We start from the raw sequence: 18,617 nt of genomic DNA, 5'->3' as shown, positions 1-18,617 counted from the left end.
TAATGATTTTGACCATTCTGCTTGGAATAAGTACGCTTGGGTTTATAGGACTCTATATTTATTCGAGAAAGCAATATCAAGATGAACTGACAAATATATCAAAAAAAGAATACAAACTATGGAGATATTTACCTATAGGGTTGTTTGTAATAGATCATATAGAAAATGTTTTCCAAGGAAAGACGAATTATAATTTATTACAACTATATGGTAAACGGCAATACGCCAATCGGTATAGACTTTTTGAAGGAGAGCGAATAACCTTAGTGTTATTGCTGCTTTTTGGAACGATACTATTCGTAATGTGTTTAAATATCAAAAGTCTTGCAGTGAATAATGTATCGGAGCTTCATAAAGCAAAATTTGGGGAAGGGGATCAGTATTATCATTACTACTATGGGTTAGAAATCCAAGGAGATAAAGGCAAAAAAAATGTAATCACTTATGAGCCACTTAGCATTGTGGTTCCAGAAAAAAGCCCCACTATGGATCAAATAAAAATAGAACTGGACAAAATAATGAAAGAGCTTCCAGATCTAATTCTACAAAATAATTTATCATTAGACCATGTGAATCAACCACTATATTTACCAACCATGCTTTCAGAAAAAGTGAATATAATGTGGGAGAGCAGTAATGATAAGCTTTTGCTTAACAATGGAGAAATTAGATACAACAATTTACATAACGAAGGGGAGATCGTAAAATTAAAGGCCAAGATTGATTGTTATGGAGAAGAAAAATCAGTTCAATACACTGTAAAATTATACAAAAAATCTTTGGATGCAACGATGAAAAAACACCACCTCAACAAGTACATGAAAGATATATTATCCAAGACAGCATTACAAAATATTGAGGGAGATCAGATTACTTTGCCACAAGAGTTTAGTGATTACGACGCAGTTGCGAAGTGGTACGATGGTGAGAAGAAGGTTCAGAGCTTGCCAATGATTTTGGGTGGAATTGGCATTTCAATACTATTTTTCTTGTTGAAAGGCTACGATTTGCATACCAAGGTAAAAAAAAGAGAAGAAGAGTTACTTCGAGCATTTCCAGGGTGTATCAATAAATTTGCACTTTTAATGAATGCAGGTATGACTTTTGGAAGAGCATGGGAAAAAATTATAAAGGATTATATCAGAATCAAAGAACGAAGTGGAGAAGTCATACTGCTTTATGAAGAAATGATTTTGACTCTTGAAGATTTACAAAAGGGCATATCTGAGCTTAAAGCATACGAAGCATTTGGACAACGTTGTAAAATACCTGAAATTTTAAGGTTTACAGCAATCATTATGCAAAACATTAAGAAGGGGAGTCATTTGTTAATTGGGGCAATGCAGCAACAATCGAAGGAAGCAATGTCATTGAGAGAGGACTTGGCTAGAAAAAAAGGAGAGAAGGCAAGTACCAGGCTGGTGCTTCCAATGGGAATCATGTTTATGGCGATATTAATCATTGTTATAACACCAGCCTTAATTACATTGAAATTTTAATGGGGGAGATTTGATGATGTTAAAGAATTTATGGAAAGATGAACGGGGTATGGGTATTATAGAAATTGCAATTATTATAGTTATTATTATTGCACTAGCACTTATTTTTAAAACTCAAATCGAGGAGCTTATTAACAATATATTTAATCAAATAGATTCAAAAGTGCTGGGCATATGATGAAAGACATTTATGAATGGACAATAGAACAAGAATTAAGTGATTCCTATTTGATTTTAAGAGTTGAAAATAAAAAAGTTGAAGACTACCAAGTAAAAATGCTACAAAAAAATGCCATACCAAATGTTCTTACAATACGAACAATGGTATGTGAGGACACTAGTTCAATTGTTTATCCAATTAGTGGGAAATTATCTCTTTTAGATTATGCAAAAGAAAATGGTGTTGGTTATGAGCTGTTAAGAAATATTATTGAAACGTTAACTAACATCATTTCTGTTGCGAATGAGTTCTTACTTTATGAGACTGGCTTTCAAATTGATGGTAACTTAATATTTATTGATCCTAAAACAATTAGTTGTTTTTATGTGTATGTACCTTGTGAAAAGAATGGTTCTAAAAACGTGCAGTTACTTCGAAGCCTAATTGAGTTATTAATAAAATATATTCTTAAAAATGATGAAAAGGCTATAAGCCTTATTCATAAGTTTCGTATGGTTTTAGAAGAAGGGAATTTTAATGTCTCAATGCTGAAGACGGTAATTGAATATGAAGAAGATATGGTTTTTATGAATCCAGGTCCACAGATCCAACGAATAGATAATGATATGGATAACAATGATATCGGAATCCGAGGAACGACAAAATATCGAACATCAAAGAAACAACAGAGGGTATCTAAAGATGCAAAGCTAATGTTTATTATTTTGCAAGGATTTATTGGTATTATTATTTTTTTGTGTTCAGCCCACTGGGTAGGTGCCGCAGATAGCTATTCTAATAGGTTAATTAAAGTCATAGCAATTATTGCAATTGTTGGTATTTGTGAAGCTCTCATTTTTTTTAAGGTATTATTTCAAAAGGAATTCATAACAAATGAAATGGAATCAGATTCTATAATCTGGGAGGAGAAAAACATGATGGGTATTATGAAGAGTGAGGGAATTAAGAAGAACAATGATAAAGCAAAAAAGACTTTTGAGAAAAAGGATAGATTAATAAGTACAAATAACATAGAAAAGGATGTTCTAATTATTAAAAAAGATAAGAAAGAAAAATCGCCTCAAAGGTTTTTTCGTGGAGACATGAATAAGGAGGAATCCCGGGTAAGATGGAAGTGGGAGAATACGAATCATGAGCAAAGTGAAAGAAACTTTATTCAAAAAAGAGCGTATTGGGTTGATGAGCAAGAGGTAAATATCCCATTACTGAAAACACCTTTCATTATAGGAAGCATGAAGGGGGTAGTAGATTTTCAGGTTAAGAACGAATCAGCGAGTAGAATTCATTGTCAAATAACCTGTGAGGATGATCAATATTATATAATTGATTTGAATTCAAAAAATGGTACCTTTTTAAATAATCGAAAACTTGAAGGTCAAGAAAAATATCTTCTAAAAAATACCGATGAGATTAAAATAATAAATGACAAATATTATTTTAAGTTATACTGACATAAGGAGATACCTATGAGACAAAATTTAGTGTTTTTTATTATTGGATTCATTTTTATAGGGATGTTGTTCTTAGGAAGACAACCACTACTAGCAAGGGTAATGTCTAATGATGAAAAGATTATTACAGCAATAAAACATACCCTTACAGATAACGATTTTTGTTTTTATGGAAATGCTAAACTTTATGTTAGTAATCAAAGTAAGGCAGAGCTTTTTCAGGTGATCATTGATGGAGCAGTCAATGGGGATTTGAAAGCAATTGAATTTAACATAAATAGTGAGCAAGATATGAATGATATTGTCATATGTAGTTATTTTGAAGACGAAGTAGCAAGTTGTATAGTGACACCGATTGAAGGTTTCAAAAAGATACTTATCAAAAAACAACAACCAATTGAAAAGAGAAGCATTCATAAAGAGCAGTTGATTGATATTCTGAATACAGTTCATCTAATTGAGGTTGAAAAAAGAATACCTATTCGTATCAATCAAGATACATCTTTTGCAGCTAACATATTAACAGATTGCTATACCTTAACAATAGATCCAAAGTTGATTATGAATGAGCTATCAATAAATAATTTCTATTATAAGCTTGAAAATGTAAGTGTAAGCTTATTTATTGATGAAGAGCTTCAAATTAGGAAAATTGTGGGCAGCTTTAAAATTAAAGAAGTGGAGTTAGAAATAGAACTTTATTTAAATGATTTCAATAGAGATAATCTTATTTTGATTCCTGATATGTCAGATGCAAGAGTAATTGAAGGTTCTTTTGAAGATATCATGAATGCATACCTGAAATAGTAAAACAGCAATCTTCTCAATAATAATGTTGAGAAGATTTTTTTATTTTGGTACAATGACATTAATATGCATATGTGCATTATTGGGGAGGTTTATTATGGGGAGTCATAGAGGCAAGTTGATATCATTCCTATACATCATAATATCTTTGGTATTGTTGGTTCTTGGTTATTTTTATGAAGATCCTTTTGGTATTAGAAAGACAATACTAATTTCTTTAATTCTGATCTACACTGTTTTTATCTCTTTTCAAATGATTGCAAAAAAACGAATCGTTCAATTAACGCTAATCATGCTATCGGTTATAGTGCTTATTATCATTGAAATAAATTCAAAATATGCAATAGACTATTTCTTTCATTCAATGTACATTCTTATGCTTATGTATGTTGTAATTCATTACGACAAAAAAGCGGGATTAATATTAAGTATCATTCTTACGTTAGGTTCAATCGTAAAATTTGCAGAACTTTTAACGATACAAATGAGTCCAGCAAATCTTGCTATGTTCGTTTTTTTCTTCACTGTTCAAATGCTGGTATTACTTGTAGCGATATTTGCAAAAGTATATCGTGAAGAGAATGCGAAAACAAAGCAATTATATGAAGAACTTTTAGAAACACATAAGCAAATGAAGAAATATTCAAATGAAATTAAACAACTGACAATGGTAGAAGAGAGATCTAAAATTGCTAGGGATTTACACGATACATTAGGTCACGATATGACTGGTCTTATTATGCAAATGGAAATGACCACAAGATTTTTTAGTGCTAACGACACAGAACAGGGAATAGCCACATTAGAAAAGGCAAAAAAGTCAGCAAGAGAAAGTCTAGCTAAAGTAAGACAAATACTAAACACTCTAAAAAATGAAAATGAAATTGAATGGACGAATACATCCTTATATGAGCTAGCAGAGGATTTTGCAAATAAAACTGAAACAGAGATTCATTGTGAAATCATTGGAGACAAAAGTGTCAGACCAGATGTAGGGATAACCATATATCGTATTATTCAAGAAGGGCTAACGAATGCCATTAGACATGGAAAAGCTACTAAGGTGAAAATAATCATCACATATAAAGATCAAGAGGTACTTTTTTATATTGAAGACAATGGTAGCGGATGTAGTGAAGTGATAAAAGGAAATGGTCTAAATGGGATGCTAGAGAGAGTAGCATTGCTACAAGGGAAAATATCCTTTGAAAATACGAAAGGCTTTTTGATAACAGGAAGCTTACCCTACGATCGGGAGGAGTTAAAATGATTCGATTGATGATAGTTGATGATCAAGATTTAATTGTACAAGGACTTTCTATGATTTTGTCCCATGAACCAGATTTTGAGGTTGTTTGTGTGGCAGCCAATGGGGCAGAAGCTGTTAGGTGTTCTGATAAGGAATTGCTAGATGTAATTTTAATGGATATTAGAATGCCCCAAATGGACGGAGTAGAGGCGACACTGAAAATAAAGGAAAAACATGAGCACATCAAAATAATTATTTTGACGACCTTTAATGATGATGCGTACATATTTGGATCGTTAAAAAATGGTGCATCAGGTTATTTGCTCAAGGATGCAACCCCAGATGAAATTGTCAATGCTATAAGAAAGGTATATTCAGGAGGAACACTCATCAATCCTGAGATTGCTACAAGAGTAGTAGAAAAGCTGACTTCATCAAATTACGAAGAGCTAGTATTCGATGAAAGAGTTGACTTATTGACTGAGAGAGAAAAGGATATTTGCCATTTGCTAGGGGAAGGCAATAATAATAAGGAAATATCGGAGCTATTATTTATTAGTGAGGGAACAGTTAAAAACAATATTACAAGGGTGCTAGATAAATTAGAATTTAGAGATCGAACTCAACTAGCACTGTTTGCAGTTAAAAACAAGTTATAATCGTGCTAAAAGTAACTATTAGATAGTGACTTAAGAGAGAAGATAGGCGCCTAAGATTGTGGTATTCTAAATACATCAAAAATTTTAAAAGGAGAGGGTATGAATATGAAAAAAGTAGGTATTGTATTAGCACTTTTATTACTATTAACAGGATGTTCGTCAGATGACTTGGGCGACTATAGAAAGGCAATAGAAAAAACACAAAGTATAGAGAAGGGTAGAGTAAATATCACAGTTAGGACCAATATTGATTTTGTTACCGAAGGGTTAACAGATATTCAAATAAGAGATTTAAGCTACTTTGATGAAGTCGAATTTGATATGAATGCACAATATGATTCTTCAGAGGAAACCGAAAAGGTCATTGCAAAGTCATATTACAATTTTGGAGGCATGGGATTTGATACCACCTTTTATATGGATGGAACAAATATATATATGAAAATGCCTATAATCAATGGATATATGTCATTTAATCCAAAGGATTTCGATCAAGAATCGAATAGTTTTATTCATGAAGGCTCTTATGAAACACTATTAAAACCTATTATAGAAAAATGGAATGAGCTACTTAAGCAAGAAGATGTATTTAAAGGTAATAAGACATACTTGTTAACCGAAGAAGGACAAATCAAAACAACAACCTATACAATTGAAGCATCTGAAGAGCAATTAAAATTACTCGGAGATGAAATGGTTCGAGTAATCAAAGAAGAAGGCGTAATTGAAGCGCTTTTACAGGAAGGTCTAAAAGAACAAGAGCTTGAAGAGGTTAATGAAGAAGAAATTCTAACTGCCATAGAAGGCTATGTTTCAAGATTAGTACTTGAAGGATTTCAGGGTATTGCCTATGTTGATTTCGATGGTAGATTAATAAAGGAAGAATATGAAATAAAATTGGGCTGGAAAGATCCTAAAAAAGGAGAACCACGTTCAGTAGAGATTTTCTTTAGTGCAGAGAATACAAACCTTGGAGAAGACCAAGTATTTGATTTTCCAATCATTAAAGAGGATGAATGGATTGATATGGAGGACTTTGAGCAACAATCAATTTTCCCAGAAGATATTTTTTAGCAGTATTATTATAAGCTATAGGAGGCACATATGGAATTATTAAAGGTTCAAAACATTTCGAAACAATTTAAAAAGGTTAAAGCAGTAGATGGAATTAGCTTCACTTTGAAAAAGGGAGAAATACTTGGTTTATTAGGACCAAATGGAGCAGGAAAATCAACAACGATTTCTATGATTTCAACCCTGATCCAACCAGATTCAGGTGAAATCCTTTATGCAGATACAAGCATTCTTAGCAAGCCAAAGGTTATCCAAGAAAGCTTAGGCTATGTACCTCAAGAAATTGCGCTATACCCAATGCTATCAGGTAAAGAAAACTTGGTTTTTTGGGGTAGAGCATATGGATTAAAGGGACAAAAGTTAAAGGATAAAATTGAAGAAATATCAGAAATCATTGGGATTAAAGATCGTTTAAAGGATAAAGTTAAGACATATTCAGGGGGAATGAAAAGAAGATTAAATATTGGAGTTGCCCTGTTGCATGATCCAGAATTAATCATTATGGATGAGCCAACGGTAGGAATTGATCCTCAATCTAGAAAACACATTTTAGATACCGTTTTAGAGCTGAATAAAAAAGGAATGACAGTCATATATACGAGTCATTACATGGAAGAAGTAGAATACTTATGTAATAGAATTTGTATTATGGATCAAGGCAAAATTATAGCAGAGGGAACAAAGGAACAGCTTATTGAGCAGCACAATTCTACAAAAGACATTAAGCTTAAGCTTAGCAACTATTCTCAGGAGGTTCTTAAAAAAATTGAGGCCTTGGATTGCGTCATTTCCTTGTCTCAGCTTGAAGAGGAAATCATTGTAAAGGCAACTCAAGATAAAAAGGTATTCAAGAATATTGTAGACTTATTGAATGATGACGGGGTAGATATTCATTCTATGGATATTGATGAAGCAAACTTGGAAACCGTTTTCTTACAATTAACAGGGCGTATTCTAAGGGATTAGGGAGGATTATTATGCTTAATATGATTATTAAAGATATAAAAAACATCCTTTATGACAAGAAAACCCTGGCGATTATTCTACTAATGCCTATTGTACTTATGTCAATATTGGGTTCTGCATTAAAGGGTGTCTTCTCCGAAGATGAGGAGGGGAGTGGTATACAAAGTTTTGAAATAGCCATTGTAAAGGAATATAATTATGAATTTGAAATGGATAAGTTTAAGGGGATATTAGAATCTGGCTTCTTAGGAGATTTTCAAGATGATTTTGATTACAAGGAAACAGACCCAGAAAAGATTTTTTTTGAAGAATTTCTTGGGGACAACGATATTAAAGAAATCATTCATTATTCAATAGTTGATAGAGCGACGGGAGAGCAACTTTTAAAAGAAAATAAAACATCGGCACTCATTATTTTGCCTAAAAACTTTGTATACAATTCACTTATTAGTTTGTCAACTCCGGGAAGAAATACCGTTACAATAGAAATAATTAAGAACTCAGAATATCAGTTATCAGCAGATATGGCTGAAATGTTTATAGATGGGTTCACGAATGCTATGAACGGAAGTGTTGCTAAGAAGGCAGTTTTGATAAATGCCGTAATATCAAATGAATTTAAACAGGAAGAACTGGATGTAATCAATCAGTTAATGCGAAATCAATCCAATGAAAAAGTAAGCATTGCAGTAAAAGAAGTAACTGGAGAGGATGCACTTAATAGCTTTCAATATTATTCAGTTGCAATCATGACCATGTTTTTACTTTATGCAGCAAGCATAGGTGGAAAAGCATTAATTGAAGAAAAAAACGAGTTTACACTTCAAAGACTTGAAGTTTCGGGTAAAACAATTGCTAAGATTGCGTTGAGTAATTTTGTTAGAATTATGTCAATTGCAGTTATTCAAAGCTTGATTATGATTGTTTTTTCAAGAGTCGCTATATCAGTAGAATGGGGAGATGGTTTAACGATTTTAGTTGCTATGTTATGTTCTTCTTTTGCAGTGGGAGGTCTAGGTATGTTGGTATCGGTATTAACCTTAGTAACAGATCGATATTATATAGCAAATATTTTTGAATTTGGCATTGTTAATTTAATGGCCTTAGTTGGAGGAAGTTTTATTCCGGTTGAAATATTACCAAAAGCCCTTCAAAAAATCAATTTTATAGCAATAAATGGCTCTGCAATTCATATTTACTTAAACGGCATGAAGTTTAGGCCAATGCAAGAAAGTATGCAATATATATTGATTTTATTAGGTATGGGAATGTTTTTCATTCTTTGTGCAGGGTTTGTTATAAAAGCGAGTAAAAGGAGGGTAATTGCATGATAAGCTTTATCATAATGAAAATAAAAAACTACAAAGCTATGATACCGGTTATGATAATTATGACTGCTATGACCCTTGTATTTATATATATTTTTGGTATTGGATTTAGCAAGGGATTTACACCTAAAGTTGCCATTGTGGATGAAGATCATTCGCAAATAAGTGAAATGATCGTAGATAAACTTAAGAGCCAAAAAGCGTATGAGTTTTATGCAGGTACCTATGATGAAAGTATTATAGATTTAAAAAAGGATAATATTATTGGCTTTGTATATATACAAGAAGGCTTCGAAGTAGGTCTAGAACAAGGAAAGGTAAATGTTACCTTCTTTAAAGAAGGTGCATCAGCAGAATTGAGTACTTTAGAGAACACACTCGGTTCGTTAATTTCCGAAGTAATAGGAGATAAATTTTTTGCAAAAGGAATCACAAGCTTTTTAGTGGCTAAGGGTGTAGATATTACTACCAAGGAGATTTATGATGACTTAGTAGAAAATAAGGAAACAGTTACTACTTTTCAAAGCAAAGCTTCCTTTTTTCAAAAAGATGATTGGGTAAAGTATAATGTTATAAAAAGTACTTTCACTGGATTTTTACTATTCTTTTCAATGTTTACGATCATGTTTGGCATTGGAACACTTGTAGATGAAAAGGAATTAATGGTTTGGCAAAGACAACTCGTATCACCCTTATCTAAAATGAGTCTTATTACAGGAAACCTAATTAGTAATTTTGTTGTTAGTATGGTACAAATGTTATTTGTAGTATTGGCTAGTAAGCTATTCTTTAATATGAATTGGGGAGGTAGTACGTTAGCACTCATATGTGTTCTTGGAGCATACGTTATTGCGGGGACGGCCATGGGACTTTTTATTACAGGTTTTATCAAAACGCAGCAACAGCTAGCGGCTATACTACCAACAATAATCGTTGCTACATCAATGATTGGTGGATGTATGTGGCCAGTTGAGATGATGGGTTCAAAATTTTTGAGAACCTTTGCAGAATTCTTGCCTCAGCGATGGGGAATGGTAGGGTTAAGCAAGGTGATTCTCTACAACGGTGGTATGGAGGATGTTATAAAACCAATTATAATCCTACTGGTTATTGCAGTTGTTTTTCTACTAGCATCAATTATTCCATATAGAAAAGCTGTATAAACTTTAAAAATGATGACTAAAGTCATCGCTATGAATGACGTAAGATACTTAAAATAGTAGATAAAAGGTTGTACAATATCATTATTGTGATGAACTATTTATGAAATAGGGGGAAACTTGGATGGCACATGAAGTAGATTATGTATTATATGGTGATGATATGCAATTTGTAGAAATTGCACTTGACCAATCAGAAGCTGTTGTTGCTGAAGCTGGCGCAATGATGTACATGGAACAAGGTATCCAAATGGAAACAACTTTTGGAGATGGTAGCAATCAAGCGGCTAAGAGTAGTTTTATGGGTAAACTTGCTAGTGCGGGCAAACGTGTGATTACAGGTGAAAGCTTATTCATGACTATGTTTGAAAATAAAGATCAAGCTCAAAGAAAGGTAGCTTTTGCAGCACCTTATCCAGGAAAAATTATTCCGGTAGAGCTTAAAGACTTCAATGGTAAGATTATTTGCCAGAAGGATGCATTTTTATGTGCAGCAAAAGGAACTGCAATTGGTATTGCATTTCAAAAGAAAATTGGCGTAGGTTTCTTTGGTGGAGAAGGTTTCATTATGCAAAAGCTCGAAGGAGATGGATTGGCATTTTTACATGCCGGTGGTTGCATAGTTAGAAGAGATTTAAAGGCAGGAGAAACATTAAGAGTAGATACAGGTTGTTTAGTAGCATTGACTTCTTCAGTCGAATATGACATTCAATTTGTCGGAGGAATTAAAAATACAATTTTTGGTGGTGAAGGTCTTTTCTTTGCTACAGTTGCAGGTCCAGGAACAGTGTGGCTTCAGTCTTTACCATTTAGTAGAATGGCGGATAAGGTATTGGCTGCATCAAGAACTGGAGGATCGTCCAAAGAGGAAGGAAGCATATTAGGAGTATTTGGCAACTTGCTTGATGGTAATTAAGAATAACATAATATTTATGTTATAGATGTAGTTTTACACAGTGTTATGTGAAGGTTTTTAGAGGAACAAAATGGGAGAATAGAAGCTATTCCAATAGGGATAGCTTTTATGTTGTATGTTTAAATAAAATATGGTTTAATACAATTAATCATGATAATGGAAGGGGGAGAGTAAATGAATGAAATTGTACCGAACGCATTACATATTTTTGGTATAGTTGTATTGTTGTTGGCTTCAACATTGTTATTGGTTTTTTATTTTGTTTATATTTATGTTAAGGCAAAACCAAGCTACTTTATAAAAAAATATATCATTGCACATTTGTTGCTTCTCCTTTGGTTAGTTGTATTACTACTGGAATATATGGTAGTGAATAATGCAGTAAGAATAAATTTTTCCTATTTGAAAGACGCGATGATGGTATTTGTAGGGTACAATATTTTTCTCTTTGCTTACAGCTACAGTTATAAAAGGCCTATGGATCAGAAATTGTCAGTGCTATGGTGTAGTATACCTTGTATTGCATTCATTTTATTAATTGCCTCAGCAATTGGTGGAAGTAGCAACCAAGCATTGAAGCTTCGTTACATATACGGGACATTGATCATTGGTTATTTACTTGTAGGAATTGTATTTTTCATTTATTATAATTTAAAGACAGAGGGGCTTAACAGAACGAAGCAAAGTCTCTATTTTATAGCAGCCATTGGGTTTGATTTGTTAGCACATATTGTTTTTTATTTAGGCACGTTGAATGTGAAGCATGACATCTTCATTTTATTTATGTTTCTATACTTGAGTGGTTTAATTGGGGTAACGATAAAATATCAAATGTATGATAAGATTCCCTTCGTGCTTGAATCGGTTTTAAATAATGCAAATTATGGGATTATAGTTATAAACAACAAATTAGAGATTGTTGATTTGAATAAGGACTTCTTCAAACAATATATAACGATAGAAGCAATCAATAAACTGGAAGATATGATGAATCAATTCAAATCTATTTCGGACAATAAGCTTTCTGTTGACAACATTTTATGTGCAGTCAAGGAAGTAGAACAAAATCAGTTTACTGGTGAGCTTCGAATTAACATAGAAAAAAGGGATTTGCATTTATTTTATACCGTTAGTAGTATTTTTGATGAGCGTCAACAAAAGATTGCAACCATGATTACTTTTAGAGATATGACACAAATGATGCATTTACAAAAGGGTATTATACATAAAAACGATCAACTTTTAAAAGCAAATAAAAAGCTTGAAGAGCATATGGAAAATATGAAGGAATTAACGGTTGAAAAGGAGAGAAATGTATTGATGACTGAAATCAATGATACTTTTGGTCATTCAATGACAGAAATCATGGCACTTCTTGAAGTGTGTGGTTTATTGTTAGAGCAAGAGGAACGTGATGAAGTAGTAGAGATTGCAATTAGAGAGACAACCTCAAGGGCAAGAGATGCACTTGATGAAATGAGACAAGCAGTATCACGGTATAAGAAGGGAGTTGGATTAAATGATTAAAGCTATGGTTGTAGATGATCAAGTATTGCTAAAAGAAACTTTAATATTTATGTTAAGTCAAGATCTTGAGATTACAGTTTTTGATGGAGGTTGCAATGGGTATGAAGCTTTAGAAGCTTGCAAAAGAATTAGACCTGATATCATTCTTATGGATATTAGAATGCCTAAGCTTGATGGTATAGGCGCAACAAAGAAAATCAAAGAGCAATACCCCCATACTAAAGTAATTATTCTTACTACCTTTGAGGATGAAGATTCAATATTTGAGGCAATGGAAAAGGGAGCAGATGGTTATTTGGTCAAAGATATTAAGCCGGAAGCATTAGTACTAGCAGTAAAAAGTGTTGTTCATGACCTATATGTTATGCATAAGAGTGTAATAAGTTCATTGCGTTCAGGGGTGAAACAAACGATTACTGAGAAAAATACAATAGCAACAGCTATAGAAAGCTATCATTTATCATGTAAGGATATAAGCATTATTAAGCAAGTGGTAGACGGTAAAAGCAACAAGGAAATTGCAGAGGATTTAAACTTTACAGAAGGAACGGTAAAAAATAAGGTGTCAAAGCTCTTAGAAAAGTTAGAAATTAAGGATAGAACACAGCTAGTTATCTTTGCCATTAAAAACAATTTAAGTTGAGGAAATGAATATGGATCGGTTATATGGAGAAGTTTTTTATGTAATCTCACTCTTAATTTCGGTTGGATTTAATGTTATATTTTATTTAAGGGGAGAAAATACAAAGCTATTAAGAGGTTTCTTGGTTTTACAAGCAGCCATTTTTGTTTGGATTTTAGGAAAGGTATTAACGCTTTTTTCTCCAAATGAGACATTGACATGGATTTTTACGATTCTTCAGTATATAGGAGTATGTTACTTTGGAAGTGTCTTCCTGCACTTTGCATATTTTTATCAACAAGGGAAAAAGATTAGAGAAGAGATAAGTTTAGGGATCTTTTTAGTCAATACGATTAATTATGGACTACTTATTACAAATGGATATCATCATTTGTTTTTTAGTGAATTTTCAATGACCAGTAAGACGTATGGAGCTGCTTTTTATTTCCATACATTTTTTTCATATAGCTTAATTTGTTTTGCTTATATTTATTTGCTAAAGGGTCTATATCAGAATAATAATGATATGGAAAATAGTAAAAAGATTCTACTAACGATTGGATTAGGGTTACCGATGATTGCAAATATATTTCATGTTTTTGTCTTAACTTGGATTCCTACAGATATTACACCAATTATGTTTAATGTAACATTTTTAATATTTGGATATGTTTCGTATAGATATAAGTTTTTGGATATTAGAAAGATTGCTAGGTATACTATATTTGAAAATATGCATGAGGGTATATTTATAGCTGATAAAGATATGAAGATTGTTAAATATAATGCTATCATGAATCGATATGCTACCGAGCACCTTCAAGTACTTGACAACGTAACATTAGAAAGGTATCTGGAAGATAATAAATATAATATTGATCATTTTGATGGTCTAAAGATGCAATTTAATGAGTTCATACACAGTGAACCTGAGCTTGAGAAGGTAACCTTAGAACTTAGAGTGCATCATATAGATCGGGATTTTATTGTTCAATTAGAAAAAATCAAAAATGAAAAGAAAATACTTCGGTATGTAATTTTTAGATTTATTGAAGTTACCCAATACATCAAGGCTGAAAAGCAACTTGAAAGTAAAAATGATGAGCTTGAGAGAGTAAATCGTGCACTTTCAGAGGAATTAGCCGTTATCAAAAAACTGACTATTGCAAAAGAGCGTAATCGTGTATCAAAGGAGTTGCATGATATTATTGGACATTCATTAACACTTGTAATTTCGTTGCTTGATATGAGCTATGCAATGGTTAGAAAAGATAGGGCGGTTACAAATCAAAATATAATTTTAACGAGAGATATAGTAAGAGAAGGCTTTGTAGAGCTAAAGAAGTCCTTGGCGGGGAACACAACTACAAGTATTAACGTCAATAAACTAGTGGAAGAAATTGAGAAGATGGGACAAGAGATCGAAGCCTTAGGTACCCATGTTGAAGTAATTGCAAGATATGCAGAGGAAGCAATAGCGCCAAAGTATTATGATGCTATTTATAGAATGTGTCAAGAAGGATTAACCAATGCTGTAAGACATGGACAAGCAACTCAAATAACACTGGGAATCAGGGTTAATGGTTCAGGCCTTGACCTTGTTATTGCAGATAATGGAAAGGGATGTAACCATTTAATAAAAGGAAATGGATTATTAGGAATGGAACAAAGGGTTAAGGAGTTGGAAGGTACCCTATCGTGTGGATCACCAGATGGAGAAGGTTTTAGCTTGCATATCAAAATACCATTAACAATAGAAGATAAATCAATTGCCTAGGAGATGAACACAATGAAAAAAGTTGCAACAATTATATTTCGTATCACTATAATTAGTGCATTTATTATATTGCTTTCAGTATTTCTATTGAAAGGATTTGCAAAATTAAGAGAGCTTTTTCCAGGGTATGAGAAAGCCCATGCATCTGAAATATTTGAAGGGATTGAAGAAGATTATACATATGTTGTTTTCGAAGATCAACCTATTGTGCTTAATCATTATCCAGTAATCCTTGAGAATAAAATTTATTTACCAATAGATTTTGTAATAGAGTACTTAAATCCTAACTTTTATTGGGATGAAAAAGAGAGTACATTGACCTACACTACAACGCAAGACGTAGTGAGAATGAAAAGTGATGAATTGAATTATTTTGTAAACGATGAACCGTTAAGATTAAACATGCCAATTATTCAAATGGAGGATTCGAGCGGCTATATTCCTCTTGACTTACTTGGAAAGTTTTGCACCTATTCAGTAAAATACAACGAGGAGCTTGATTTGTTGATTATAGATGATGTAAAAAAAGATTCAGTCCAAGGGAGTATCAAGACAGAAAAAGTCAAGCTTCGAATTACAAAGAATAAAAACAGCAACTATATTAAAAAATTACAGCTAGGGGAAAATGTTAAGATTTATGAGGAAAGTGAACAGTGGTATAAGGTAAGAACAGAAGAGGGCTATATTGGGTTTTTGCAAAAAGATTCTATAGTAGAAACAACAAATATCCCTGGAAAACAAGAAGAAATGAAAGCCCATTCACCAGTTCCTAGTTTCGATGGAAAAGTTAATATTGTATGGCATCAAGTTACGAATGCAAGTGCAAACAGTGGATTGATGAAAACAATAGAGGGTGCTTCGGGACTAGATGTTCTTTCTCCAACCTGGTTTGCGATTAGTGATTCAGACGGAAATATATCTAATTTAGCAGATGTTAGTTATGTAAACTGGGCACATGATCAAGGTTATCAAGTGTGGGCATTGTTAAGCAACAGTTTTAGTTCGACAATTACGCACGATGTATTAAGCAGTACGGAAAAGAGAGAAAAAGTCATCAAGCAAATCCTTGCATTAGCAGCAATTTATGAATTAGATGGAATAAACATTGATTTTGAAAGTATTGCAAAGGAAGATGGAATACATTATGTTCAGTTTATGAAAGAGCTTACACCTTATTTAAAAAAGCAAGGTCTAATTGTATCTGTAGATTTGTATGTTCCATCGGCCTGGACAGCACATTATAATAGGGGAGAGATAGGAAAGATAGTGGATTACGTCATGATCATGGCTTACGATGAACATTGGTCTGGTTCAGCAGAAAGTGGTTCCGTTGCCTCTATTGGATTTGTGGAAAAAGGTATTATTGATACATTAAAAGAGGTTCCAAAGGAAAAGATAATTCTTGGTTTGCCATATTATACTAGATTATGGATGGAGGAAGTAGTTGAAGGAGAAGTAGTAGTATCGTCAAAGGCCTATAGTATGAAGAAGGCTTATGAAATATTAGTAGAGAACAAGGCAGATATTAAATGGGACGAAATAGTTGCTCAATATTATGGAGAGTATATCATTGAGGACATTACTTATAAAATTTGGCTAGAAGAAGAAAAATCAATTGAGGAAAAGGTGAGCCTTGCAATAGAATATGATTTGGCTGGCGTTTCGGGATGGAAACTAGGTTTGGAAAAAGATGAAGTATGGCAGGTCCTAGAGGAGTATCTAAAATAATTAAAGTATAATTACTTTAGGCCAAAAATATAATGTATAAAAAGTTAAGGTGGCAGTAATATCATTAAAAGATGGATTAAACCAATACTTGTTTTGATTTTATTTTTACTCAGTATGAATCTAATTGTTAGAGATTATCTTCCTACCTTCCAAAAAGCAGAAAAATCTTTAGTGATCGTAATCGATCCTGGGCATGGAGGAAATGATCCAGGTAAAGTTGGTACCAATGATGCACTTGAAAAGGATATTAATTTAAGCATTGCAATAAAACTTAAGAGTTATTTAGAGATGCAGGGAATCACAGTTATTATGACGAGAGAAACAGACGATGCTTTGTATAAGGAAGGCGTAAAAAACAAAAAGAAATCCGACCTACAAGAGAGGGTTAGATTATGTAATGAAAGTGATGCTGCTCTTGTAATCAGCATTCATCAAAACAGTTATCAAACTGAAAACTGTAGGGGTGCTCAAGTGTTTTATTTTGATGAGTCAACGGAAGGAAAAGATCTTGCAGGATACATTCAACAATCCATGGCATTAAATGTTGATGCAGAAAATAATAGAGAGATTAAAGCGAATAGCAGCTACTTTTTATTAAAAGAAACTGCTGTAACAACAGTTATTGTTGAATGTGGATTTTTATCAAACCCTGCAGAAGCTGATCTTTTGATTAATGAAGAGTACCAAACGAAGATTGCTTATGGCATTCATGCGGGAGTTGTTGCATATTTAGAAAAGATGATGGAAGAAGACGAAGTCAAATAATAGATGCTAGATCTATACAATATGATAAAACTAGGTGATACATATGGGTAAAATAAAGAGCATTGTAGAAGCAATATTATATGTTATTGTTGTACTTTTATGTCAAAAAATAATCTATCTTGGCTATAGCTTCGTTATATTTCAATTAGCCAAAAAAGAAAATGGCATTGTATCAAAAATGCTTATCTCAAATACGCTATCAATTGAAGAAAAAGCACTTAAAATGATTGATAGTACTCAAATAATATACATATTTATTGGATGGATAATGGGTATAGTAATGATTATGTTGGCATTTAAAATTGCAAATCAACAATTATGCCCATGGATAAAAAATAAAATAGGGCTTGCTAATGTATTATTTTCTGTTATTATAGGATTTGGCTTAGTGCTCTTAATCAACGGGGTAATACTAGGTGCTTCTGAATATATCAATTTAGAACCATATTATAAAAGCTACAATAGCCTATATAAAAGTGGTTTTATTAGTACTATTGTTATTGTCGGAATATGTATACCCTTTTTTGAGGAGCTTATTTTTAGAGGCTTTATAATGGGAAAGCTCGCTGAAACATGGTCAATATGGTTTTCAATTGTTATCCAAGGATTGTTATTTTCCATAATTCATTTTGACTTAATACAAGGAATTTCAGTACTGTTACTTGGAATCATTGCAGGCTACGTCGTAATGAAAACAAAAACTTTATATAGTGGAATTGTAATTCATGTTGTATTTAATTTGACGAATCTTTATCTATATAAAACAGATAATAATTATTATGATGTTGGACAATTGATGATTATTATTTTATTGGGTTTCATGTTAATTTACTTCGGATTAGATAAGTTAAAAGGTAGAAGTCAGGCTCTTTGACAACATTAGGAAATGTGGTATAATACTATATTAG

Annotated in this window: 17 protein-coding genes; all 17 read left to right on the top strand. The window is 32.6% G+C overall.

The window, feature by feature from the left end; all coding sequences use genetic code 11:
- Positions 1 to 2 precede the first annotated feature (2 nt).
- The 17 genes from CVU84_06625 to CVU84_06545 all read left to right on the top strand — a co-directional run bounded on the left by CVU84_06625 (position 3) and on the right by CVU84_06545 (position 18,583).
- Positions 3 to 1,499, top strand: a complete 1,497-nt coding sequence (locus tag CVU84_06625; GenBank protein PKM95348.1) for a hypothetical protein — start codon at positions 3 to 5, stop codon at positions 1,497 to 1,499.
- Between the two features lie 13 nt (positions 1,500 to 1,512).
- Positions 1,513 to 1,677, top strand: a complete 165-nt coding sequence (locus CVU84_06620) for a hypothetical protein (protein ID PKM95347.1) — start codon at positions 1,513 to 1,515, stop codon at positions 1,675 to 1,677.
- Positions 1,674 to 3,131, top strand: coding sequence for a hypothetical protein (locus CVU84_06615; GenBank protein ID PKM95346.1), 1,458 nt, complete (start codon positions 1,674 to 1,676; stop codon positions 3,129 to 3,131). Before CVU84_06620 ends, CVU84_06615 begins: the two co-directional genes overlap by 4 nt.
- Positions 3,132 to 3,146: 15 nt before the next feature.
- Positions 3,147 to 3,938, top strand: coding sequence for a hypothetical protein (locus CVU84_06610; protein PKM95345.1), 792 nt, complete (start codon positions 3,147 to 3,149; stop codon positions 3,936 to 3,938).
- Positions 3,939 to 3,963: 25 nt separating this feature from the next.
- Positions 3,964 to 5,208, top strand: coding sequence for a hypothetical protein (locus CVU84_06605; protein PKM95344.1), 1,245 nt, complete (start codon positions 3,964 to 3,966; stop codon positions 5,206 to 5,208).
- Complete coding sequence (locus CVU84_06600) at positions 5,205 to 5,846, top strand: DNA-binding response regulator (protein PKM95343.1); 642 nt, start codon at positions 5,205 to 5,207, stop codon at positions 5,844 to 5,846. The genes CVU84_06605 and CVU84_06600 overlap by 4 nt, the downstream gene beginning before the upstream one ends.
- Positions 5,847 to 5,945: 99 nt before the next feature.
- Positions 5,946 to 6,920, top strand: a complete 975-nt coding sequence (locus CVU84_06595) for a hypothetical protein (GenBank protein PKM95342.1) — start codon at positions 5,946 to 5,948, stop codon at positions 6,918 to 6,920.
- Between the two features lie 30 nt (positions 6,921 to 6,950).
- Entirely contained in the window at positions 6,951 to 7,886 is a 936-nt protein-coding gene (locus CVU84_06590) for an export ABC transporter ATP-binding protein (protein PKM95341.1), read from the top strand.
- 11 nt (positions 7,887 to 7,897) lie between these two features.
- Positions 7,898 to 9,217, top strand: coding sequence for a hypothetical protein (locus CVU84_06585; protein ID PKM95340.1), 1,320 nt, complete (start codon positions 7,898 to 7,900; stop codon positions 9,215 to 9,217).
- Positions 9,214 to 10,377 (top strand): hypothetical protein, encoded by a 1,164-nt coding sequence (locus CVU84_06580; GenBank protein ID PKM95339.1) that lies wholly within the window; start codon positions 9,214 to 9,216, stop codon positions 10,375 to 10,377. Before CVU84_06585 ends, CVU84_06580 begins: the two co-directional genes overlap by 4 nt.
- A gap of 121 nt (positions 10,378 to 10,498) precedes the next feature.
- A complete protein-coding gene (locus tag CVU84_06575; protein PKM95338.1) occupies positions 10,499 to 11,290 on the top strand; it encodes a TIGR00266 family protein in 792 nt (263 codons plus the stop codon).
- A 174-nt stretch (positions 11,291 to 11,464) separates the two neighbouring features.
- The gene (locus CVU84_06570; protein PKM95337.1) at positions 11,465 to 12,817 is read left to right on the top strand and encodes a hypothetical protein; all 1,353 of its coding nucleotides are present in this window, start codon (positions 11,465 to 11,467) and stop codon (positions 12,815 to 12,817) included.
- The gene (locus CVU84_06565) at positions 12,810 to 13,460 is read left to right on the top strand and encodes a DNA-binding response regulator (GenBank protein ID PKM95336.1); all 651 of its coding nucleotides are present in this window, start codon (positions 12,810 to 12,812) and stop codon (positions 13,458 to 13,460) included. Before CVU84_06570 ends, CVU84_06565 begins: the two co-directional genes overlap by 8 nt.
- Before the next feature lie 4 nt (positions 13,461 to 13,464).
- The gene (locus CVU84_06560; GenBank protein PKM95335.1) at positions 13,465 to 15,216 is read left to right on the top strand and encodes a hypothetical protein; all 1,752 of its coding nucleotides are present in this window, start codon (positions 13,465 to 13,467) and stop codon (positions 15,214 to 15,216) included.
- Between the two features lie 3 nt (positions 15,217 to 15,219).
- Positions 15,220 to 16,944, top strand: a complete 1,725-nt coding sequence (locus CVU84_06555; protein PKM95334.1) for a hypothetical protein — start codon at positions 15,220 to 15,222, stop codon at positions 16,942 to 16,944.
- A gap of 114 nt (positions 16,945 to 17,058) precedes the next feature.
- Entirely contained in the window at positions 17,059 to 17,709 is a 651-nt protein-coding gene (cwlD, locus tag CVU84_06550; protein PKM95376.1) for an N-acetylmuramoyl-L-alanine amidase CwlD, read from the top strand.
- Positions 17,710 to 17,752: 43 nt separating this feature from the next.
- Positions 17,753 to 18,583 carry a hypothetical protein gene (locus tag CVU84_06545; GenBank protein PKM95333.1) on the top strand — a complete coding sequence of 277 codons (831 nt, stop codon included), beginning with the start codon at positions 17,753 to 17,755 and terminating at the stop codon, positions 18,581 to 18,583.
- Positions 18,584 to 18,617: the final 34 nt, after the last annotated feature.

This window comes from Firmicutes bacterium HGW-Firmicutes-1 (assembly GCA_002841625.1).
Classification (GTDB): Bacteria; Bacillota; Clostridia; order Lachnospirales; family Vallitaleaceae; genus HGW-1.
This window is presented reverse-complemented; position numbering and strand designations above follow the sequence as displayed.